We start from the raw sequence: 21,002 nt of genomic DNA, 5'->3' as shown, positions 1-21,002 counted from the left end.
CGCGGGCCGTGCCACGCTAGGGCGCGCGATCGAGCCCCCGGGAGGGACCGCATGACCACGGCGGAGCACACGCCCCGCGAGCTGACCGTCGTGCTGCTCGGCGGTGGCACCGTCGGCAGCCAGGTGGCGCGCCTGCTGCGCGCGTCCGCGGACGACCTCGCCGCACGGGCCGGAGCCCCCCTGCGGATCACCGGCGTCGGCGTCCGCGACGCCAGCCGCGCGCGCGACGGCATCGACCCGGGCCTGCTCACCGACGACCTGATGGCGCTCGCCACCAGCGGCGCGGACGTCGTCGTCGAGCTGCTCGGGGGGATCGAGCCGGCGCGCTCGCTCATCCTGGCCGCGATGGCCGCCGGCTCGTCGGTGGTCACCGCCAACAAGGCGCTGCTCGCGGAGGACGGCGCCACCCTGCACGCCGCGGCCGAGGCCGCCGGCGTCGACCTCTACTACGAGGCGTCGGTCGCCGGTGCGATCCCGCTGCTGCGCCCGCTGCGGGAGAGCCTGGCCGGCGACAAGGTGCGGCGCATCCTCGGCATCGTCAACGGCACCACCAACTTCATCCTGTCCAAGATGGACGAGGAGGGCTCCGACTACGCCGACGTCCTGGCCGAGGCGCAGCAGCTCGGCTACGCGGAGGCGGATCCCACCGCCGACGTGGAGGGCTACGACGCCGCCGCCAAGGCCGCGATCCTGGCCGGGCTCGCCTTCCACACCCGGGTCCGGCTCGAGGACGTCCATCGCGAGGGGATCTCGGGCGTCTCGGCCCTCGACGTCGCTGCCGCCCGCGAGATGGGCTTCGTCATCAAGCTGCTCGCGGTGGCCGAGCTCGCCGACGACGAGAAGGGCCTCGTGGTGCGCGTGCACCCCGCGATGGTCCCGCGGACGCATCCGCTGGCCGGCGTGCGCGGCGCCTTCAACGCCGTCTTCGTCGAGGCGGAGGCTGCCGGTCAGGTCATGTTCTACGGCCGCGGCGCGGGAGGTGTGCCCACCGCGTCGGCGGTGCTCGGCGACGTCGTCGCCGTAGCGCGCCACCGGGTGTCCGGCTCGCGCGGGCCGGGTGAGTCCACGTACGCGGACCTCGACGTGCGCCCGGTGGGGGAGGCCGTGACGCGCTACTACGTCAACCTCGACGTCGCCGACCGCCCGGGCGTGCTGGCGACGGTCGCCCAGGCCTTCGCGGACAACGGCGTCAGCATCCAGAACGTCCGGCAGGACGGGCACGGCGACGACGCGGGCTTGGTGGTCCGCACGCACACCGCGCGCGATGCCGACCTCGCGGCCACGATCGAGCGGCTGCGCTCCACCGACGCCGTGCGCCGGGTGGTCGGCGTCATGCGGGTCGAGGGCGAGGAAGGGTCATGAGCGGTCGCACGACGGCGGGCGCGCACCAGTGGCGCGGCGTGATCGAGGAGTACCGCAGCCGGCTGCCGGTCAGCGAGGCCACCCCGGTCGTGACCCTGCGCGAGGGCGGCACCCCGCTCGTGCACGCCGACGTGCTCTCCGAGCGCACCGGCTGCGACGTCTGGATCAAGGTCGAGGGTCAGAACCCCACCGGGTCGTTCAAGGACCGCGGCATGACCATGGCCATCTCGAAGGCCGCCGAGGACGGCGCGAAGGCGGTCATCTGCGCGTCCACCGGCAACACCTCGGCCAGCGCCGCGGCCTACGCCGTCAAGGCCGGGATGCTGTGCGCGGTGCTCGTGCCGCAGGGCAAGATCGCCCTCGGCAAGCTGGCGCAGGCGCTGGTGCACGGGGCCCGCCTGCTCCAGGTCGACGGCAACTTCGACGACTGCCTCACCCTGGCGCGCAAGCTCTCCGAGCACTACCCCGTCTCGCTGGTGAACTCGGTCAACCCGGCCCGCATCGAGGGGCAGAAGACGGCGGCGTTCGAGATCGTCGACTTCCTCGGCCGGGCGCCGGACATCCACTGCCTGCCGGTCGGCAACGCCGGCAACATCACGGCGTACTGGAAGGGCTTCACCGAGTACGCACGCGACGGCGTGAGCGCCGGGACACCGCGCGAGTGGGGCTTCCAGGCCGCGGGTGCCGCGCCGATCGTCCTCGGGGCACCGGTCACCCACCCCTCGACCATCGCGACGGCCATCCGCATCGGCAACCCCGCGTCGTGGGACCAGGCGCTGGCCGCCCGGGACGAGTCGGGCGGCGTCATCGAGGCCGTGACCGACCGGGAGATCCTGGCGGCCTACCGCTTCCTGGCCGCCCGCGAGGGCGTGTTCGTCGAGCCGGCGTCGGCCGCGTCGGTGGCCGGGCTGCTCCAGCAGCACGCGGCGGGACGCCTCGACCCCGGGCAGACGGTCGTCTGCACCGTGACCGGCCACGGCCTCAAGGACCCGGAGTGGGCCATCGCCGGTGCGCCCAAGCCCACCGCCGTCCCGGTGGACGCGCACCTGGCCGCCGTCGAGCTGGGCCTGGCATGAGCGCCGCCCCGCGCCCGATGTTCCGCGCCGCCCCCACCCGGGTGCGGGTCCCGGCCACCTCGGCCAACCTCGGCCCGGGCTTCGACGCGTTCGGGCTGGCGCTGGGCCTGTACGACGACGTCGTGGCCCAGGTGTCGGACGAGCCGGGCGTACGCGTCGACGTGCACGGCGAGGGCGCCGAGGACGTCCCGCGCGACCATCGTCATCTGGTGGCGAAGTCGATGCTGCGTGCCTTCGACGTCATGGGCGGACGGCCCCGCGGGCTGGATCTCGTGTGCGCCAACAGGATCCCCCACGGGCGCGGGCTCGGTTCGTCGGCCGCCGCGATCGTCTCCGGCCTCATGCTCGCCCGCGCGCTGGTCGTCGGGGGCGACGACAGGCTGCCTGATCCCGCCCTGCTCGACCTCGCCGTCGCGATCGAGGGCCACCCGGACAACGTGGCCGCGTGCCTGCGCGGCGGTGTCGTCGTGGCCTGGGCCCGCAGCGACGACGGCCCGGCCGTGGAGGTGCTGCGGGCCGAGCCCGCGGCGTCGCTCGTGCCCGTGGTGTGCGTGCCCGCGACCGCGGTGGCGACCAAGAAGGCCCGGGCCCTGCTGCCTGCGACCGTGCCGCACGCCGACGCCGCCCGCAACGCCGCGCGGGCCGCCCTGCTGCTGACGGCCCTCACCAGTCGCCCCGACCTCCTGCTCGACGCCACCGAGGACCGGATCCACCAGCAGTACCGGCGTCCTGCCTATCCGCGCACGGGGGACCTCGTGGCCAAGCTGCGCGACGCCGGCATCCCCGCTGCAGTGAGCGGCGCCGGACCGACCGTGATCGCGCTGACCGACGCCGAGAACGCCTCGCGCGTCTCGGGAATCGCCGGTGCACGCTTCGCCGTGTCCGTGCTCGAGGTCGACCGCACGGGTGCCCGGATCGAGCCGCTGGAGTCCTGACGGGGCTCCTCCCCGGGCAGGCAGCCGGTGGTCGCCCGGCCGGGGGCCGAGCGGTGGACACGCCCGGTCCGAACGGCCCGTTCCGGAGCACCCCCGTCGAGGTGTTACTCTTGCGCCGTACCTGGGCCGTTCCCCCCGATCTCATCGGGCGGCTAGAACGGCAGGGAATCCCCTCCACGCGTGTCAGCGGAATCCCTGCGGGATCGATCCCAGTTCGCACCTGACCCCCGGTCCGTCGTCGTCGGCCACACCGCGACGACCTCGGCCCCGGGCGCGCACCCGCGTCCCGTGCGGTGCGCGAGGCTCCCTTCGTCTCGAAGAAGGTTCACTCGGTGACCGAGACCACCCAGAACGACACCCCCACCCGCGGCTCCCGCGGACTCTCCTCGATGCTGCTGCCCGAGCTGAAGTCGCTCGCCGGCCAGCTCGGCATCTCCGGCGCCTCCGGCATGCGCAAGGCCGACCTCGTCGCCGCGATCAGCGCGCGCCAGGTGCCGGCCGGCGGCGGCGAGCGCCCCGCCCGCGCCGAGCGCGCCGGGTCGGGCGCCGGTTCCGATGTCCGCCAGGCGCCGGAGTCCACGCCCCAGCAGGGCGGCGCGCAGGAGACCCCTGCCCACGACGGCGGTGCGCGCGAGGAGCGCGACGGCCGGCGTGAGGCCGGCCCGGCCCGCGAGGACCGCCAGCAGCGCGGCGACCGGCAGAACGACCGGCAGAACGACCGCCAGAACGGTCGGCAGAACGACCGCCAGCGCGGGGAGCAGCACGGCGACCAGGCGCGCGGCGAGCAGCAGGGCGACCAAGCCCGTGCCGACCGGCAGAACGACCGGCAGCGCGGCGACCGCCAGAACGACCGGCAGAACGACCGGCAGAACGACCGGCAGAACGACCGGCAGAACGACCGGCAGAACGACCGGCAGAACGACCGGCAGAACGATCGCCAGAACGACCGGCAGGACGACGACGGCGAGGGCGGCGGCCGCTCGCGCCGGCGCCGCCGGGGCCGCGACCGCGACCGGTTCGAGGGCGGGGGGCGCAACCGCAACCGCGAGCGCGGCCCGCGCGGGCTCGACGGCGAGGTCGAGGTCAGCGAGGACGACGTCCTGCTCCCGGTCGCCGGGATCCTCGACATCATGGACAGCTACGCCTTCGTCCGCACCAGCGGCTACCTGCCCGGCCAGAACGACGTCTACGTGTCGCTGGCCATGGTCAAGCGCTTCGGCCTGCGCAAGGGCGACGCGGTCACCGGGCTGGTGCGCCAGCCGCGCGAGGGCGAGAAGCAGCAGAAGTTCAACCCCCTCGTGCGCGTCGAGACCGTGAACGGCGCCGACCCCGAGAACGCGCGCAACCGCATCGAGTTCGGCAAGCTCACGCCGCTGTACCCGCAGGACCGCCTGCGCCTGGAGACGACGCCGACCAACCTCGTCACCCGCGTCATCGACCTCGTGGCCCCGATCGGCAAGGGTCAGCGCGGCCTCATCGTGTCGCCGCCCAAGGCCGGCAAGACCATGGTGCTGCAGGCGATCGCCAACGCCATCACCACGAACAACCCCGAGGTGCACCTCATGGTCGTGCTCGTCGACGAGCGCCCCGAGGAGGTCACCGACATGCAGCGGTCGGTCAAGGGCGAGGTGATCGCCTCGACCTTCGACCGCCCGGCCGACGACCACACCACGGTCGCGGAGCTCGCGATCGAGCGGGCGAAGCGGCTCGTCGAGCTCGGGCACGACGTCGTCGTGCTGCTCGACTCCATGACGCGGCTCGGGCGCGCCTACAACCTCGCGGCCCCCGCGAGCGGCCGCATCCTGTCCGGTGGTGTCGACTCCGCCGCGCTCTACCCGCCCAAGAGGTTCTTCGGCGCCGCCCGCAACATCGAGAACGGCGGCTCGCTCACCATCCTCGCGACCGCCCTCGTCGAGACCGGCTCGCGCATGGACGAGGTCATCTTCGAGGAGTTCAAGGGCACCGGGAACATGGAGCTCAAGCTCGACCGGAAGCTGGCGGACAAGCGCATCTTCCCCGCGGTCGACGTCGACGCCTCCGGCACGCGCAAGGAGGAGATCCTCATGGCGCCGGACGAGCTCAAGACGGTCTGGAAGCTGCGCCGGGTGCTGCACGCGCTCGACCAGCAGCAGGCGATCGAGCTCCTGCTCGGCAAGCTGCGCGAGACCAAGAGCAACTTCGAGTTCCTGCTCCAGGTGCAGAAGACCACGCCGCTGTCCGGCGGCACCGCCTCCGGTGACGACGACGAGTAGCGCCCTTCGCTCCACGAACGGCCCGTCCCCCATGTGGGGGCGGGCCGTTCACGCTTGGTGACGGATTCACCGGTTCGGACGCTTCAGGGCAGGTGGCCACCGTCGATCACTCCCTGCGTCAGGGGGAACCGTCTCATCGTCATCAGGAGCCACCATGTCCTCGATCGACCGTCGTCGCGCCGTGCGCGTCGTCGCACCCGTCGCCGGCCTGCTCGCGGCCGGCCTCCTCGTCTGGCAGGGCAGCTACGCCGCCTTCTCCGCCACCACCCAGAACACCGCGGACGCCTGGTCCACCGGCACCCTGGCGCTGACCAACAACGGCGGCACCGGCACCTACGCAGGCAGCACGTCGGCGCTGTTCGACGGCACCACCGCGGGCCAGCCCGAGAACAACATCAAGGTCGGCGACGGCGGCCAGAAGTGCATCACCGTCGAGAGCAGCGGCTCGCTGGCCGGCACGCTCAAGTTCTACCGCGGCGCCATCACCGGCAACGTCCTCGCGCCGCAGATCGACGTCACCGTTGAGGCCGTGCCGGTGGCCGCCACCGACGACATCCAGGCCGACTGCACGGGCTTCCCGACCACCGGCGTCACCACGCTGCACAACGCGGTGGCGCTCACCAGCCTGCCCTCGTCGTACGCGGGCGCCGCGGCCGGCATCGCGATGTCGGGCGGCACCGAGCGGGTGGCCTACCGCATCACGTGGGCGCTCGCCTCGACCGGCTCTGGCAGCGGCGACGCCGCGCTCATGGGCCAGTCGTCCAGCGCGGACCTCGACTGGGAGATCCAGTAGCGGCCGGTCCCTCAGGGACACTTCCAGGACGGGCCCCTCCCCGCGCGGGCAGCGCGCGGGGAGGGGCCCGCGGTCGTCCCGGGACCCGTTCGGAGCAGGCAGTCGTCGCACCCCGTCACGCAGAGATCCGGTCACGAGCGCTCAAGGGATGCTCCTGGGCGCCGATGAGACGGGTATTGCACAGGGGGTGCAGCCATCGCTCGAACGTCCGTCCTGGAGGTAGTCATGTCCCGTACGACCCGACGCCGGGTGGCGCGCGCCGCCGCACCGGCCGCCGGCCTGCTCGCCGCAGGCCTGCTCGTGTGGCAGGGCAGCTATGCCGCCTTCTCCGCCACCACCACCAACGCCGCCGACGCCTGGAGCACCGGCAGCCTGGCCCTGCAGAACAACGGCGGGACCACAGCCTTCGCCGGCTCCACCACGGCGCTGTTCCGCGGCACCGTCGCCGGCCAGCCCGAGAACAACATCAAGATCGGCTCGACCGGCACGAAGTGCATCACGGTCCAGAGCTCCGGGTCGCTCGCCGGCAACCTCAAGATGTACGCGAGCGGGATCACGGGCACCAACGTGGCGGCCCTCGCGCCCAACCTGGCGCTCACCGTCGACGCCGTCGGCGTCACCGCTGCCACCAACGTGCAGTCGGACTGCAGCGGCTTCCCCACCACGGGCCTGACCTCGGTGGCGAGCAACGTCGCGCTCTCGGCGTTCCCGACCTCGTACGCCACGGCGACCACGTCGATGCCCGTCGCGGCCGGCACGGCGCGCGTGGCCTACCGCATCACCTGGACGCTCAACACCACGGGGACGCCGGGCGGCGACAACGCGCTGCAGAACTCCTCCGCCCAGGCCGACCTGACCTGGGAGATCCAGTAGCCCTCAGGCCCTAGGGCCTGACGCCGCACGTCACCGCCGCCCACGGCGTGACGTCCTCACCGGTGCGCCCTCGTCGGGGGGCGAGGGCGCACCGGTGCCTCCCCCCACCCCGCACGGCTCCCGGCCGCGTCGCCCGACGCCGGTCGCGCGCCCGGCGGTCCCGGTGGGGGACGCGGACCACCGACGGGAAGGGAGGACCACGATGAGCACGGAGAGCGCGGCGCAGTCGCAGTCCGCACCCGCTCCCGGCGCCCGGGACCACAGTGGATGGCGGCTCACCGCCGGCATCCTCGGCCGGACCTGGCTCTGGTTCGTCGGCGCGTGCCTGGTGGTGACCCTCGCGCCGATGCTGCTCGGCTGGCGCCCGTACGTCATCGAGAGCGGCTCCATGCTGCCGCGCATCGCGGTGGGCGACGTCGTGCTGTCCTCGCCGGAGAACGACCCGCAGGTGCTGCTGGGACGCGTCACCGTCTTCACCGACCCGGCCGACCCCGCGCACGTGAAGACGCACCGCATCGTCTCGGTCAACTCCGACGGCACGCTCACCAGCAAGGGCGACGCCAACCCCACGGTCGACTCGGCCCCCGTGCCGGTCTCCGACGTGCGCGGCCTCGGGCGCCTGCTCGTCCGCTTCGTCGGGCTGCCGCTCATCTGGGCGCAGACCGGTCAGTGGCTCTGGCTCGGCCTGTTCGTGCTCAGCGTCCTGGTGGCCGCGCAGCTCACCGCGCGGGACCGCGAGGACGACGACCCCGACCCGGGCGACGGGCCGGACGGCGACGTCGTGCCCCTGCCCGCCCGCAGCGGCGAGTCGTCAAGCACGTCGATCGCCGCGTCCCGACCGGCCGACCCCGGCCTGGCCAGGCACGCGCGCCCGGCGCGGCGCTGGCGGGCGCGCACGGCCTACGTCGTGCTGCTGACCTCGATCCTCACCGTCCCGACGGCGCAGGCCTCCATGGCCGCGACGTCGGCGAGCACGGCCAACGCGTGGACGATCGGCAACTGGGACTACGCGACGTCGGTCACCGACCTCTCGCCGTACCTGTACTGGAAGCTCGACGAGACCGGGACACGGACCCGGGTCGCGGTCGACAGCTCGGGCAACGGCAACGACGGCCAGTACAACCCGCGCGGCAGCGCGACGTACTTCACGCGGGGCATCACCGGCGCGCTCGCGACCGACACGCCCAACCTCGCCGTGACGCTGGAGAACAGCAACGCCTGCATCAACACCGCGAGCACCACGCCGATCTCGGCGCCGGCGCAGCTCACCGAGATCGTGTGGTTCAGCACGACCACGACCAGCGGCGGCAAGATGCTCGGCTTCGAGCAGCCGCGCACCGGCATCGCCCAGGCCGGCAACGGCGGCACCTACGACCGCCACCTGTACATGGACGGCAACGGGAAGGTGTGGTTCGGCGTCTACAACGCCGGCGACAGCCTCATCAGCTCGCCCGGACCGCTCAACGACGGGGCCTGGCACATGGCCGTGGGCACCCTGGGCACCGGCGGCATGAAGCTCTACATCGACGGCGTGCTCGTGGGCACCAACCCGAACACCGTGGGCGAGGCGACCACCGGCTGGTGGCGCGCCGGCTGCGGCAACCTCGCCGGCTGGGGCGACGGGTGGACCGGGCCGAACTCGCCGACGTCGAGCTCCAACCCCGCCCGGGACTACCCCTTCGCCGGGTCCCTCGACGAGATCGCGATCTGGAACCGGGTGCTGACCGCGACCGAGATCCGCTCCCTCTACGTGTCGGCCTGACGCGGGGGAGCACCCGACGTCGGCGTGGCCGACCACCGACCCCGGGCGCGGGGCGGACGCTGCCGGGGGGCTGCGTCCGCCCCCGCCCGGACCCACCAGGGTGGGGATCCGGGGGGAATAGCCGCAGGTCCGCAGCGGTTTGGAGGGCGTACCGGTCGGATGGCAGACTGGGGCGTCGCCCCGGCCGCCGGCCGGAGCCCCGGTCCGGTTCACGTGCCCCGCTCGGCGGCACGACCCGGCGCCACGACACGAGGAGCACCATGAAGGCCGACATCCACCCCGCGTACGTCGAGACGCAGGTCACCTGCGCCTGCGGCAACACGTTCACCACGCGCAGCACGGCCAAGAACGGCGTCATCCACGCCGAGGTGTGCAGCGCCTGCCACCCGTTCTACACGGGCAAGCAGAAGATCCTCGACACCGGCGGCCGCGTCGCCAAGTTCGAGAAGCGCTTCGGCAAGAAGGCCGACGCCTAGCACTCTCCCCGAGGGCGCCGCTCCCGCACACCGTGCGCGGAGCGGCGCCCTCGGCGCTTGTCCGCGCCATCTGCTCGCCCCCGAAACGCCCGCGCCGCCGCCCGCCCCAGGAGCCCCGATGTTCGAGACCGTCGACGCACTCGTGGCCGAGTACGCCGAGCTCGAGACCCGGCTCGCCGACCCGTCCGTGCACGCCGACCAGGCGCAGGCACGCCGACTCGGGCGTCGCTACGCCGAGCTGCGCCCCGTGGTGACCACCTACCGGGCCTGGCAGCAGGCGGGCGAGGACGCCGTCGCCGCGCGCGAGCTCGCTGCCGACGACCCCGGGTTCCGCGCCGAGGCCGAGGTGCTGGAGGCGCAGCGCGCCGAGCTCGCCGACCGGCTGCACGTGCTGCTCGTCCCGCGCGACGCCCTCGACGACTCCGACGTCCTGCTCGAGATCAAGGCGGGGGAGGGCGGCGAGGAGTCCGCGCTGTTCGCCGGAGACCTGCTGCGCATGTACCTGCGCTACGCCGAGCGCCGCGGCTGGCGGGCGGAGGTGCTCGACTCGGAGCAGTCCGACCTCGGCGGCTACAAGGACGTCACCGTCGCGGTGAAGGCGCGAGGCGCCGTGGAGCCCGGGGAGGCGCCGTACGCGCGGCTCAAGTACGAGGGCGGCGTCCACCGGGTGCAGCGCGTCCCGGCCACCGAGTCCCAGGGCCGGATCCACACCAGCGCCGCCGGGGTGCTGGTGCTGCCCGAGACCGAGGACGTCGAGGTCGAGATCGACCCCAACGACCTGCGCATCGACGTCTACCGGTCCAGCGGCCCGGGCGGCCAGAGCGTCAACACCACGGACTCCGCGGTGCGGATCACCCACCTGCCCACCGGCACGGTGGTGAGCTGCCAGAACGAGAAGAGCCAGCTGCAGAACAAGGAGTCCGCGATGCGGATCCTGCGCGCGAGGCTCGTGGCGCTGGCCGAGGAGGCCGCCGCCAAGGAGGCCTCGGACGCGCGTCGCTCGCAGGTGCGCACGGTCGACCGCAGCGAGCGGATCCGCACGTACAACTTCCCGGAGAACCGCATCAGCGACCACCGCGTGGGCTACAAGGCCTACAACCTCGACGCCGTCCTCGACGGCGAGATCGACGGCGTCGTCCAGGCCTGCGTCGACGCCGACCTCGCAGCGCGCATGGCGTCCCTCGGAGGCACCTCGTGAGCTGGAAGCCGCCCGTGCGCACGCTGCGCGACGTCCTCGTCGACGGCGAGCGCCGGCTGGCCTCGGCCGGGGTGCCCAGCCCGCGGGTCGACGCCGAGCTGCTGCTCGCGCACGTGCTCGGCGTCCCCCGGGGCCGGGTGTTCCTGTCGGACCCGGCGGAGCCGTCGGACGTGGTCCGCTTCGAGGGGCTGCTCGTGCGCCGCGCGGCCCGGGTGCCCCTCCAGCACCTCCTCGGCGAGGCGCCGTTCCGCCACCTCGTGCTCGAGGTCGGCCCCGGGGTGTTCGTGCCGCGGCCGGAGACCGAGACCGTCGCCGAGCTCGCGATCCGGGCGCTGTCCGGCGACGCGGAGGAGCGCCTCGCGGTCGACCTGTGCACCGGGTCCGGGGCCATCGCCCTCGCCCTGGCCACCGAGGTGCGCCACAGCGTCGTGCACGCCGTCGAGCTCGACGGCCCGGCCGCGGACTGGGCGCAGCGCAACCTCGTGCGGCACTCCGCAGCGGTCGCGGCGGCGGGGTCCGAGGTGCACCTGCACCGCGGCGACGCCACCACCGCCCACCTCGGCCCGCTGGCGCCGCTGGTCGGCCGGGTGGACGTCGTGGTGACCAACCCGCCCTACATCCCGGACGACGCCCGCCCGCGCGACCCCGAGGTGCGCCAGTACGACCCGCCGCTCGCGCTCTACGGCGGCCCGGACGGCCTCGACGTCGTGCGCGGCATCGCCGGCTGCGCCGCCGCGCTGCTGCGGCCGGGGGGCGTGCTCGTCGTCGAGCACGGCGACGAGCAGGGCGAGCGCGCGGGGGAGGCGGGCGTGCCCTCGGTCCTGCGCGAGACCGGGGAGTTCGCCTCGGTCCGCGACCTGCCCGACCTCGCCGGCCGCGACCGCGCGACCGTGGCCGTCCGCGCCTGAGCCCGCCGGGCGACGGCATGCGGCAGGATCGGTCCCCGTGAGCCTGCGATTCGACACCGCCGAGCCGCGCACCCGCGAGAGCGGGCTCGAGGCGGCGGCGAGCGCGGTGCGGCGCGGCGACCTCGTGGTCGTGCCCACCGACACGGTCTACGGGCTGGGGTGCGACGCCTTCAGCACGGTGGGGGTCGAGCGGCTGCTGGCCGCCAAGGGCCGCGGCCGCGGCACGCCCGTGCCGGTGCTCGTGGGCAGCCCCGACACCGTGGAGGGCCTGGCCTACGGCATGACCCAGGCCGCCCGCGAGCTCATCGACGCCTTCTGGCCGGGCCCGCTCACCGTCGTGGTGCGCCACCAGCCGAGCCTGGCGTGGGACCTCGGCGACGACGGCGGCACCGTGGCCCTGCGGATGCCGCTGCACCCGGTGGCGATCGAGCTGCTGCGGCTCACCGGGCCCATGGCCGTGACCAGCGCCAACCGCGCCGGCTCGCCCCCCGCGACGAGCTACGAGCAGGCGCTCGAGCAGCTCGGCGACGACGTCGCGGTCTACCTCGACGCCGGCCCCTCGCCCGAGACCGCCCCGAGCACCATCGTCGACGTGTCCGGTCCGGTGCCGCGCCTGCTGCGGGTCGGGGCCTACGACGCCGAGACCCTGCGCACCGTGGCGCCGGGCCTGGTCGTCGAGGCCTGAGGCCGGCCGCGCCGGGGCGCGCCCGCCGGGCAGCGGCGTGGCGCACCCCCGGACGGCCTAGGCTGGCCGCCATGACCTCCGCCTCGCCCTCCTGGGGCCCCGACTTCGCCGCGCTCGAGGCGGTCGACCCCGACATCGCCCGCATCCTGCTCGCCGAGCGGGACCGGCTCAACGACGGCCTCCAGCTCATCGCGAGCGAGAACTTCACCTCGCCCGCCGTGCTCGCCGCCCTCGGGTCGACCCTGTCGAACAAGTACGCCGAGGGCTACCCCGGACGCCGCTACTACGGCGGCTGCGAGGTGGTCGACGAGGCGGAGAACCTCGGCATCGAGCGCGCGAAGGAGCTCTTCGGCGCCGAGCACGCCAACCTCCAGCCGCACAGCGGCGCCAGCGCCAACATCGCCGCCTACGGCGCGTTCCTCGCGCCGGGCGACACCGTGCTCGCGATGAGCCTGCCGCACGGCGGCCACCTCACCCACGGCTCCAAGGTGTCCTTCTCGGGCAAGTGGTTCAACGCCGTGCACTACGGCGTGAACGAGGCCACCGAGGACATCGACTACGACCAGGTGCGCGACCTCGCCCTCGAGCACAAGCCCAAGATGATCATCTGCGGCGGCTCGGCGATCCCGCGGCTCATCGACTTCGCGGCGTTCCGCGCGGTCGCCGACGAGGTCGGCGCGATCTTCATGGTGGACGCGGCCCACTTCATCGGACTGGTGGCCGGCAAGGCGATCCCGAGCCCGGTGCCCTACGCCGACGTCGTGACCTTCACGACCCACAAGGTCCTGCGCGGCCCGCGCGGCGGCATGCTCGTCTGCAAGGCCGAGCACGCCGCGGCGCTCGACAAGGCCGTCTTCCCGATGATGCAGGGCGGCCCGCTCATGCACGCGGTGGCGGCCAAGGCGGTGGCGCTCAAGGAGGCCTCCACCCCCGCCTACCAGGACTACGCGCGCCGGGTGATCGCGAACGCCCAGGCGCTCACCAAGGGCCTCGAGGCTGAGGGCATGCGGGCCATCTCCGGCGGCACCGACACCCACCTGGCGCTGCTCGACCTGCGCGGTCTCGGGGTCACCGGGGCCGAGGCCGAGGCGCGCACGGGGGCGGCGCGGATCGTGCTGAACAAGAACGCGATCCCGTTCGACCCGCAGCCGCCCAGCGTGGCGTCCGGCATCCGCGTGGGCTCGCCGTCCACCACCACCCAGGGCATGGACGAGTCGGACATGGCTACCATCGCCGCCCTGATCGGGCGCGCGGTGCGCGACGCCGACGGCTCGGCCGCCGCGGACATCGCCGCCGAGGTCGGCACCCTCGTGGCGAGCAAGCCGGCGTACCCGTCCTAGGGATCGCGGCCCCGTGCGGGAGTACCTCCTCTGCCTGTCCGTCGCGGCCGCGGTGACGTACCTGTTCACCCCGGTCGCGCGGCGGTTCGCCCTGTGGTGGGGCGCCATGGCCGAGGTGCGCGACCGCGACGTGCACGACGAGCCCACCCCGCGCCTCGGCGGCCTCGGGATGGCGGCCGGGCTCGTGGCCGCTCTGCTCGTGGCCAGCCAGCTCCCGCTGATGCGCTCGGTGTTCACCGACTCCAGCGAGCCGCGCGCGCTGCTCTCCGGCGCCGCGGTGCTCGTCGTCCTCGGGATGATCGACGACAAGTGGGGCCTCGACGCGCCGACCAAGTTCGCCGGCCAGGCGCTGGCCGGCGCGGTCATGGCGCTCCAGGGCATCGCGATCGTGTGGCTGCCGATCGGCGGCACGCTCGTGCTCGACCCCGTGACCTCCGTGCTGCTCACGGTGCTCGTTGTCGTCGTCGCCGTGAACGCGATCAACTTCGTGGACGGCCTCGACGGGCTCGCGGCCGGCATCGTGGGCATCGGGGCGCTGGCGTTCTTCGCCTACTCCTACCTGCTCTCGTTCGAGTACGGGTTCACCCGGGCCACGCTGGCGGCGCTGGTCTCGGCCGTGCTCGCCGGGATGTGCACCGGCTTCCTGCCGCACAACCTCAACCCGGCCCGGCTGTTCATGGGCGACACCGGGTCGATGCTCATCGGCCTGCTGCTCGCCAGCTCCGTGATCACGCTGGTGGGGCAGCTCGACCCCAACGTCGTGCCCGGGCCCACCTTCGTGCCGGCGCTGCTGCCGATCCTGCTCCCGGCGGCCGTCATGGCCGTCCCGCTGCTCGACATGCTCCTGGCCGTGGTGCGGCGCACGCGGGCCGGCCGCAGCCCCTTCTCGCCGGACAAGCAGCACCTGCACCACCGCCTGCTCCAGCTCGGGCACAGCCAGCGCCGCGCGGTGCTGCTCATGTACGCCTGGACCGGGCTGCTGGCCTTCACCGCCGTCGGGCTGGCCTTCGTCCCGGTCAGCGTGGCGGCGATCTGGTTCGCCTGCGGGGTCGCCGTGCTCTACCTCGCGGTGCGCTGGCCGCGGCTGCGCTCGCGCGTGCTGCACGGGTAGCCGCGAGGTCCGGGCAGGTCGCCGCGAGGGTGCTCCCTGGGGTCCGCGCTCCAGGGGCGTGACCCACGTCGCAGGTGCCGCGTTTGGGTGCGCGGCTCGCCAGCCCCTACGCTGACGCCGTGCCCGCCGCTCCCGACGGACCGACCTCCTCCGGCCCGATGCCCGCGTCCGAGGCGTCGTCTGTCGTGCTCCGCGGCGCGATCGTGGCCACGTCGGTCGCCGGGGTGCTCGCCGTCGTCGTCTCCGCCGTCCTGCGCGGCGGCCTCGCGGCCTTGGGGGCGGCGCTCGGCGCCGTCATCGTGGTGGCCTTCTTCGCGGTGGGGCAGTGGGCCGTGGGCCGCATCCTCGGGCGCAACCCCGAGACCGCGCTGAGCGCCGGCATGCTCGTCTACCTCGGGCAGATCCTGGTCCTGTTCCTGCTCATCGCCCTGCTCAAGGACGCCACCTGGCTGGACCCGAAGGCGTTCGCGGCGACGATCGTCGTGTGCACGGTGGTCTGGGTGGCCGCGCAGATCTGGTTCTCCTCCCGCGTGAAGACCCTCGTCGTCGAGCCGTTCCCCGAGGCCGACCAGGAGCCCGCCCCCGACGACACCGAGGTGGAGCGGTGACCGCCTCCCCGGCCCCGGGCGCGACCCCCGGTGGGGCGCGTCCGCGGATCCCGGTACCCGCCAACGGCCACCACGACGCCCAGTGGTACCGTCGCGTCGCGACGAAGGCGTCCGCGGCCCAGCCGGACACGCTGCCCGAAGGCCGCGTGTCCGACACCGCTGCGTGGTCCGCCGTCAGCCACATCGCCGCGGGGATCCTTCTCTACGGCGGCATCGGCTGGCTGCTCGGCCACTGGCTCGGCCACGAGTCGTACTTCGTGGCCGGGGGGGTCCTCGTCGGGGTCGCCCTCGCCATGTTCATGCTGTTCCGCCGCCTCGAGCCCCCGCGCTCCGAGCCCGAGACGTCGCGGAAGGACCGGTCGTGACCGGTCCCCGCGCGGAGGTCGTCCCCCTGATGGTCCAGACCGGCCGCACCACGATGGAGTCGTCCCGTGTCCGTTAGCGCCCTGGTGGCGTCGACCACCGACGGCAGCTGCCACCTCGTCCCCGAGGGCTGCGGCTTCCCGGCGCCCGACACCGGCATCTTCGACTTCAGCTCCGTGCTGGAGTTCACCCTGTTCGGGCTCACCTTCCACATCACCAAGCCGGTGATCCTGCTGCTCGTGGGCGCGCTGGCGGTGGTCGTCTTCTTCGTGGCCGCGTTCCGCCGGGCCACCGTGGTGCCGCGCGGCATCCAGAACATCGCCGAGTACGGCTACCTGTTCGTGCGCGACGGCATCGCCCGCGACACGATCGGCAAGCAGGGCGACAAGTTTGTGCCGGTGCTGTTCACGTTCTTCTTCTTCGTCTGGGTGCTCAACGTCATGAGCATCATCCCGTTCGCCCAGTTCCCGGTCACCTCGCGCTTCGCGATCCCGGTGGCCTTCGCGGTGCTCGTCTACCTCACCTGGGTGCCGCTGGGGGTGAAGAACCAGGGGCTGGCCTTCTTCAAGAACATGACGATGCCGCCGGACGTGCCCAAGGCGATGTACGTCCTGCTGATCCCTATCGAGATCCTGTCGAACTTCATCGTCCGGCCGTTCACGCACTCCGTGCGTCTGTTCGCCAACATGTTCGCCGGCCACATGCTCATCGTGACCTTCTCGGTGGCCACCTGGTACCTGCTCTCGGCCAGCGTCATCGGCATCATCGGCTCGGGCGCGTCCTTCGTGGTGACCGTCGCCCTCACCGGCTTCGAGATGCTGATCCAGGCCCTCCAGGCCTACGTCTTCACCCTGCTGGCGGCCGTCTACATCAACGACGCCGTCAACGCGCACTGACCGGCACCACCCGCAAGCCCGCACCTGCTCGACCCTGACCGGCGGAACCGCCGCCGGCCGACACAAAGGAACACGACATGTCGCTCCTCGCAGAGGTCACCGGCTCGCTCGGCTCGATCGGCTACGGCCTCGCGGCCATCGGCCCCGGTATCGGCGTCGGCATCATCTTCGGCCAGGGCGTGCAGGCCATCGCCCGTCAGCCCGAGGCGTACGGCACCATCCGCGCCAACATGCTGCTCGGCTTCGCGCTCACCGAGGCCCTCGCGCTCATCGGCTTCGTCGCGCCGTTCGTCTTCGGCAAGTGACCGACCCCTCCTTGCTTGATCGTCACTGACGAAGGATGAACGCCATGGACAACCTCGCGGAAGGCGGGACCAACGTCCTCGCCGTCCCGCTCGACGAGCTGATCATCGGCCTCGTCGCGTTCCTCATCGTGTTCTGGGCCCTGTCGAAGCTGGCGCTCCCCGGGATCCGCAAGGCCCTCGACGAGCGCACCGCGGCGATCGAGGGCGGCATCGCCCGGGCCGAGGAGCGCGAGGCCCAGGCGGCGGCGCTGTTCGAGCAGTACCAGGCGCAGCTCGCCGAGGCCCGCACCGAGGCGGCCCAGATCCGCTCGCAGGCGCAGGCCGACAAGGCGGCGATCATCGACGAGGCGCGGCGAGAGGCGGCCGAGGCCGCAGCGGCGGTCACCGCGCGCGCCGAGGCCTCGATCGCGGCCGAGCGGGCCTCCACGGTCGCGGCGCTGCGGCGCGAGGTGGGCACGCTGGCCGTCTCGCTCGCGGGCAAGGTCGTGGGCGAGTCGCTCGAGGACGACGCCCGGGCCCGCGCGACCGTGGACCGGTTCATCGCCGACCTCGAGGCGCAGGCGCAGGACGGGGCGAACGCCTGATGCTCGGCTCATCCCGCGAGTCGCTGGCCGCCCTGGGGTCCGCTCTGGACGCCCGCAGCGGCGAGAGCGGCTTCGCGTCGACGCCGGACGACCTGCTGGCGGTCGCGTCCCTGCTGGCGCGCGAGAAGTCGCTGCGCCAGGCGCTGGCCGACTCCGGCCAGCCCGCGGGCGTGCGGTCCGGCATCGTGAGCCAGCTCTTCGGCTCGCAGCTGTCCGACACCTCGGTGGCGGTGCTGGTCGACGCCGTTTCGACCCGGTGGTCGGACGACGACGACCTCGTCGAGGCGCTCGAGCGGCTCGGTGGGCGGGCGGCGTTCACGCAGGCCGACCGCGACGGGGCGCTCGACCGGGTCGAGGACGAGCTGTTCCGCTTCGGGCGCGCCGTCGACAGCTCCGCCGAGCTCCAGATGGCGATGACCGACCCCGCCCTGCCGGACGAGCGCAAGACCGCCCTGGTGCAGCAGCTCGTCGGAGCGACGGCGGCACCTGTCACGACCCGGCTGCTCACCCACCTCGCCGCCAACCTGCGCGGGCGCCAGCCCGTGATGGCGGTGGAGGAGCTCGCCGAGCGGGCCGCCGAGCAGCGGCGCCGGCTGCTCGCGGAGGTGCGCTCGGCGGTCGACCTCACCGCGGAGCAGCGCACCCGGCTCGCTGCCGCGCTCTCGGCCCTCCAGGGCCGCGAGGTGCGGGTGAACGTGGTCGTCGACCCGAGCGTGGTCGGCGGCATCGTCGTCCGCGTCGGCGACGACGTGATCGACGGCAGCGTGGCCAGCCGCCTCGAGCAGGCGCGTCGCGCGGTCACCGCGTAGGAGAACGGCACCACCCCGGACCACCAGCCCCACCGCACTACCCGGACCACGACACAGCAGGCGCCGCGCACGGCGCGCCGAACGAGAGAGCAGGACACCATGACGGAGCTCACGATCCGGCCGGAGGACATCCGCGACGCGATCGCGCGGAACGTCGAGTCGTACGCGCCCGGCACCACGCGCGAGGAGGTCGGCCGCGTCGTCGAGACCGGTGACGGCATCGCCCGCGTCGAGGGCCTGCACTCGGCCATGACCAACGAGCTGCTGGAGTTCGAGGGCGGGCTGCTCGGCATCGCGCTCAACCTCGACGTCCGCGAGATCGGCACCGTGCTCCTCGGCGACGGCTCGCGCATCGAGGAGGGCCAGACGGTCCGCCGCACCGGGGAGATCCTCTCGGTGCCGGTCGGCGACGGCTACCTCGGCCGCGTCGTCGACCCGCTCGGCAACCCCATCGACGGCCAGGGCCCGATCGAGTCCGAGGGCCGTCGCGCGCTCGAGCTCCAGGCGCCCACGGTCGTGCAGCGCCAGCCGGTGAAGGAGCCGATGCTCACCGGGATCAAGGCGATCGACGCCATGACGGCCATCGGCCGCGGCCAGCGCCAGCTGATCATCGGCGACCGCCAGACCGGCAAGACCGCGGTGGCGATCGACACGATCATCAACCAGAAGGGCAACTGGGAGTCCGGCGACCCCAAGAAGCAGGTCAAGTGCATCTACGTCGCGATCGGTCAGAAGGGCTCGACGATCGCGTCGGTCAAGGGCGCCCTCGAGGACGCCGGCGCCATGGCCTACACGACCATCGTCGCGGCCCCCGCCTCCGACCCGGCCGGCTTCAAGTACCTCGCGCCCTACACCGGCTCGGCCATCGGCCAGCACTGGATGTACCAGGGCCAGCACGTGCTGATCATCTTCGACGACCTGTCCAAGCAGGCCGAGGCCTACCGCGCCGTCTCGCTGCTGCTGCGCCGTCCGCCGGGCCGCGAGGCCTACCCGGGTGACGTGTTCTACCTGCACTCGCGGCTGCTCGAGCGCTGCGCGAAGCTGTCCGACGAGCTCGGCGGCGGCTCGATGACCGGCCTGCCGATCATCGAGACCAAGGCCAACGACGTGTCGGCCTACATCCCGACCAACGTCATCTCCATCACCGACGGCCAGTGCTTCCTGGAGTCCGACCTGTTCAACTCGGGCGTGCGCCCGGCGATCAACGTCGGCATCTCGGTCTCCCGCGTCGGCGGCTCGGCCCAGCCCAAGGCGATGAAGTCCGTCGCCGGCCGCCTGCGCCTCGACCTCGCGCAGTTCCGCGAGCTGGAGGCGTTCGCCGCCTTCGGCTCCGACCTCGACGCCGCGTCCAAGGCGCAGCTCGAGCGCGGCTCGCGCCTCGTGGAGCTGCTCAAGCAGGCGCAGTACCAGCCGTTCCCGATGGAGCAGGAGGTGGTGTCCGTGTGGAGCGGCACCACCGGCAAGCTCGACGACGTGCCGATCGAGGACGTGCGCCGCTTCGAGCGCGAGTTCCTCGACTACCTCGCCCGCGACAAGGCCGAGGTGCTCGCGACCATCCGCGAGACGGCCACGCTGTCCGACGACTCGGTGCGGCTGCTCGAGGCGGCGGTCGAGTCCTTCAAGCGGCAGTTCACCACCGCGGCGGGCAAGCCGCTGTTCGTGGGGGAGGCCCCGGCGGAGGCGCTCGACGAGGCCGCGGTCGAGCACGCGACGATCACCCGGGTCAAGGGCTGAGGTCGCTGGCCGATGGGTGCCCAGCTCAGGGTCTACCGACGGCGGATCCGCTCCGTCCAGGCGACCAAGAAGATCACGAAGGCGATGGAGCTCATCGCCTCGTCCCGGATCGTCAAGGCGCAGCAGCGCGTCGAGGCGGCCCAGCCCTACACCCGTGAGCTGGTCCGCGCGATCTCGGCCGCGGCGTCGCACACCGGGGGCGGCCACCCGCTGACCGACACCGAGCAGCGCTCGCGCCAGCGGGCCGCGGTGCTGGTCATCACGGCCGACCGCGGCCTCGCCGGCGCCTACAGCTCGGCGGCGATCAAGGAGGGCGAGCAGCTCACCTCGCTGCTCACCGACCAGAAGGTCGACGTCGTGCCCTACCTCGTGGGCCGCAAGGCGGTGGGCTACTACCGCTTCCGCGGACGGCGCGCGGCCGCCGAGTGGACCGGCTTCACCGACCAGCCCACCTACGCCCACGCCAAGGTGATCGCGGCGGCCCTGCTCGAGGCGTTCCTCACGCCCACCGAGGAGGGCGGGGTGGACGAGATCCACATCGTCTACACCCACTTCGAGAGCATGGTCACCCAGCGCCCCACCGTGCGCCGGGTGCTGCCCCTCGAGGTCGTCGAGCAGACGGCGGAGGAGGCCGCGGCCGCGGGCCAGGGGCCCTTCCCGCTCTACGAGTTCGAGCCCAGCGGCCAGGCCGTGCTCGACTCGCTGCTGCCCAAGTACGTCGAGAACCTCGTCTTCGCCGCCCTGCTGCTGTCGGCGGCGTCCGAGCACGCGGCCCGCCGCCGGGCCATGAAGTCCGCCACGGACAACGCGGAGGAGCTCATCAAGAGCCTCACCCGCCAGGCCAACCAGGCCCGACAGGCCGAGATCACCCAAGAGATCAGCGAGATCGTCGGCGGGGCCGACGCGCTCTCCGCATCCGCATAGGAGTCGAG

Annotated in this window: 20 protein-coding genes; all 20 read left to right on the top strand. The window is 73.2% G+C overall.

Annotated features, from left to right (window positions below; genetic code table 11):
• Window positions 1-51: 51 nt before the first annotated feature.
• The 20 genes from GC157_01960 to GC157_01865 all read left to right on the top strand — a co-directional run bounded on the left by GC157_01960 (window position 52) and on the right by GC157_01865 (window position 20,994).
• Complete coding sequence (locus GC157_01960; protein ID MBI1376239.1) at window positions 52-1,362, top strand: homoserine dehydrogenase; 1,311 nt, start codon at window positions 52-54, stop codon at window positions 1,360-1,362.
• Entirely contained in the window at window positions 1,359-2,438 is a 1,080-nt protein-coding gene (locus GC157_01955; GenBank protein MBI1376238.1) for a threonine synthase, read from the top strand. Before GC157_01960 ends, GC157_01955 begins: the two co-directional genes overlap by 4 nt.
• The gene (locus tag GC157_01950) at window positions 2,435-3,373 is read left to right on the top strand and encodes a homoserine kinase (protein MBI1376237.1); all 939 of its coding nucleotides are present in this window, start codon (window positions 2,435-2,437) and stop codon (window positions 3,371-3,373) included. The genes GC157_01955 and GC157_01950 overlap by 4 nt, the downstream gene beginning before the upstream one ends.
• Before the next feature lie 389 nt (window positions 3,374-3,762).
• On the top strand, window positions 3,763-5,625 hold the full coding sequence (locus GC157_01945; GenBank protein ID MBI1376236.1) for a transcription termination factor Rho: 1,863 nt from the start codon (window positions 3,763-3,765) through the stop codon (window positions 5,623-5,625).
• Window positions 5,626-5,779: 154 nt separating this feature from the next.
• Complete coding sequence (locus tag GC157_01940; GenBank protein ID MBI1376235.1) at window positions 5,780-6,418, top strand: hypothetical protein; 639 nt, start codon at window positions 5,780-5,782, stop codon at window positions 6,416-6,418.
• A 225-nt stretch (window positions 6,419-6,643) separates the two neighbouring features.
• On the top strand, window positions 6,644-7,291 hold the full coding sequence (locus tag GC157_01935) for a hypothetical protein (protein ID MBI1376234.1): 648 nt from the start codon (window positions 6,644-6,646) through the stop codon (window positions 7,289-7,291).
• 202 nt (window positions 7,292-7,493) lie between these two features.
• Window positions 7,494-9,053, top strand: a complete 1,560-nt coding sequence (locus GC157_01930; protein MBI1376233.1) for a signal peptidase I — start codon at window positions 7,494-7,496, stop codon at window positions 9,051-9,053.
• Window positions 9,054-9,313: 260 nt separating this feature from the next.
• Complete coding sequence (gene rpmE, locus GC157_01925) at window positions 9,314-9,529, top strand: 50S ribosomal protein L31 (protein ID MBI1376232.1); 216 nt, start codon at window positions 9,314-9,316, stop codon at window positions 9,527-9,529.
• A gap of 118 nt (window positions 9,530-9,647) precedes the next feature.
• Window positions 9,648-10,727 (top strand): peptide chain release factor 1, encoded by a 1,080-nt coding sequence (gene prfA, locus GC157_01920; GenBank protein MBI1376231.1) that lies wholly within the window; start codon window positions 9,648-9,650, stop codon window positions 10,725-10,727.
• Window positions 10,724-11,635, top strand: coding sequence for a peptide chain release factor N(5)-glutamine methyltransferase (prmC, locus tag GC157_01915; protein MBI1376230.1), 912 nt, complete (start codon window positions 10,724-10,726; stop codon window positions 11,633-11,635). Before prfA ends, prmC begins: the two co-directional genes overlap by 4 nt.
• 37 nt (window positions 11,636-11,672) lie before the next feature.
• A complete protein-coding gene (locus GC157_01910) occupies window positions 11,673-12,320 on the top strand; it encodes a threonylcarbamoyl-AMP synthase (protein MBI1376229.1) in 648 nt (215 codons plus the stop codon).
• Window positions 12,321-12,391: 71 nt separating this feature from the next.
• Entirely contained in the window at window positions 12,392-13,660 is a 1,269-nt protein-coding gene (locus GC157_01905) for an aminotransferase class I/II-fold pyridoxal phosphate-dependent enzyme (GenBank protein ID MBI1376228.1), read from the top strand.
• Window positions 13,661-13,673: 13 nt separating this feature from the next.
• Window positions 13,674-14,771 (top strand): undecaprenyl/decaprenyl-phosphate alpha-N-acetylglucosaminyl 1-phosphate transferase, encoded by a 1,098-nt coding sequence (locus tag GC157_01900; protein MBI1376227.1) that lies wholly within the window; start codon window positions 13,674-13,676, stop codon window positions 14,769-14,771.
• A 484-nt stretch (window positions 14,772-15,255) separates the two neighbouring features.
• Entirely contained in the window at window positions 15,256-15,744 is a 489-nt protein-coding gene (locus tag GC157_01895) for a hypothetical protein (GenBank protein MBI1376226.1), read from the top strand.
• Between the two features lie 81 nt (window positions 15,745-15,825).
• Window positions 15,826-16,638 carry a F0F1 ATP synthase subunit A gene (gene atpB / locus GC157_01890; GenBank protein ID MBI1376225.1) on the top strand — a complete coding sequence of 271 codons (813 nt, stop codon included), beginning with the start codon at window positions 15,826-15,828 and terminating at the stop codon, window positions 16,636-16,638.
• A gap of 77 nt (window positions 16,639-16,715) precedes the next feature.
• Complete coding sequence (atpE, locus tag GC157_01885; protein ID MBI1376224.1) at window positions 16,716-16,943, top strand: ATP synthase F0 subunit C; 228 nt, start codon at window positions 16,716-16,718, stop codon at window positions 16,941-16,943.
• A 35-nt stretch (window positions 16,944-16,978) separates the two neighbouring features.
• Window positions 16,979-17,527 carry a F0F1 ATP synthase subunit B gene (locus tag GC157_01880; protein MBI1376223.1) on the top strand — a complete coding sequence of 183 codons (549 nt, stop codon included), beginning with the start codon at window positions 16,979-16,981 and terminating at the stop codon, window positions 17,525-17,527.
• A complete protein-coding gene (locus tag GC157_01875) occupies window positions 17,527-18,336 on the top strand; it encodes a F0F1 ATP synthase subunit delta (protein MBI1376222.1) in 810 nt (269 codons plus the stop codon). Before GC157_01880 ends, GC157_01875 begins: the two co-directional genes overlap by 1 nt.
• Window positions 18,337-18,435: 99 nt before the next feature.
• Complete coding sequence (locus GC157_01870) at window positions 18,436-20,070, top strand: F0F1 ATP synthase subunit alpha (GenBank protein ID MBI1376221.1); 1,635 nt, start codon at window positions 18,436-18,438, stop codon at window positions 20,068-20,070.
• Window positions 20,071-20,082: 12 nt separating this feature from the next.
• Entirely contained in the window at window positions 20,083-20,994 is a 912-nt protein-coding gene (locus GC157_01865) for a F0F1 ATP synthase subunit gamma (protein ID MBI1376220.1), read from the top strand.
• The last annotated feature ends 8 nt before the right edge of the window (window positions 20,995-21,002 follow it).

The sequence above is a fragment of the Frankiales bacterium genome, assembly GCA_016125335.1.
In the GTDB taxonomy this organism is placed as follows: domain Bacteria; phylum Actinomycetota; class Actinomycetes; order S36-B12; family CAIYMF01; genus Longivirga.
This window is presented reverse-complemented; position numbering and strand designations above follow the sequence as displayed.

What these genes read in the sequence shown, in the direction of transcription:
- GC157_01880 (MBI1376223.1), top strand. Translation starts at nt 16,979, where the DNA reads ATGAACGCCATGGACAACCTCGCGGAAGGCGGGACCAACGTCCTCGCC.
- atpE (MBI1376224.1), top strand. Translation starts at nt 16,716, where the DNA reads ATGTCGCTCCTCGCAGAGGTCACCGGCTCGCTCGGCTCGATCGGCTAC.
- GC157_01945 (MBI1376236.1), top strand. Translation starts at nt 3,763, where the DNA reads ATGCTGCTGCCCGAGCTGAAGTCGCTCGCCGGCCAGCTCGGCATCTCC.
- GC157_01935 (MBI1376234.1), top strand. Translation starts at nt 6,644, where the DNA reads ATGTCCCGTACGACCCGACGCCGGGTGGCGCGCGCCGCCGCACCGGCC.
- GC157_01870 (MBI1376221.1), top strand. Translation starts at nt 18,436, where the DNA reads ATGACGGAGCTCACGATCCGGCCGGAGGACATCCGCGACGCGATCGCG.
- GC157_01950 (MBI1376237.1), top strand. Translation starts at nt 2,435, where the DNA reads ATGAGCGCCGCCCCGCGCCCGATGTTCCGCGCCGCCCCCACCCGGGTG.
- GC157_01905 (MBI1376228.1), top strand. Translation starts at nt 12,392, where the DNA reads ATGACCTCCGCCTCGCCCTCCTGGGGCCCCGACTTCGCCGCGCTCGAG.
- GC157_01960 (MBI1376239.1), top strand. Translation starts at nt 52, where the DNA reads ATGACCACGGCGGAGCACACGCCCCGCGAGCTGACCGTCGTGCTGCTC.
- prfA (MBI1376231.1), top strand. Translation starts at nt 9,648, where the DNA reads ATGTTCGAGACCGTCGACGCACTCGTGGCCGAGTACGCCGAGCTCGAG.
- GC157_01865 (MBI1376220.1), top strand. Translation starts at nt 20,083, where the DNA reads ATGGGTGCCCAGCTCAGGGTCTACCGACGGCGGATCCGCTCCGTCCAG.
- GC157_01875 (MBI1376222.1), top strand. Translation starts at nt 17,527, where the DNA reads ATGCTCGGCTCATCCCGCGAGTCGCTGGCCGCCCTGGGGTCCGCTCTG.
- GC157_01930 (MBI1376233.1), top strand. Translation starts at nt 7,494, where the DNA reads ATGAGCACGGAGAGCGCGGCGCAGTCGCAGTCCGCACCCGCTCCCGGC.
- GC157_01955 (MBI1376238.1), top strand. Translation starts at nt 1,359, where the DNA reads ATGAGCGGTCGCACGACGGCGGGCGCGCACCAGTGGCGCGGCGTGATC.
- rpmE (MBI1376232.1), top strand. Translation starts at nt 9,314, where the DNA reads ATGAAGGCCGACATCCACCCCGCGTACGTCGAGACGCAGGTCACCTGC.
- GC157_01940 (MBI1376235.1), top strand. Translation starts at nt 5,780, where the DNA reads ATGTCCTCGATCGACCGTCGTCGCGCCGTGCGCGTCGTCGCACCCGTC.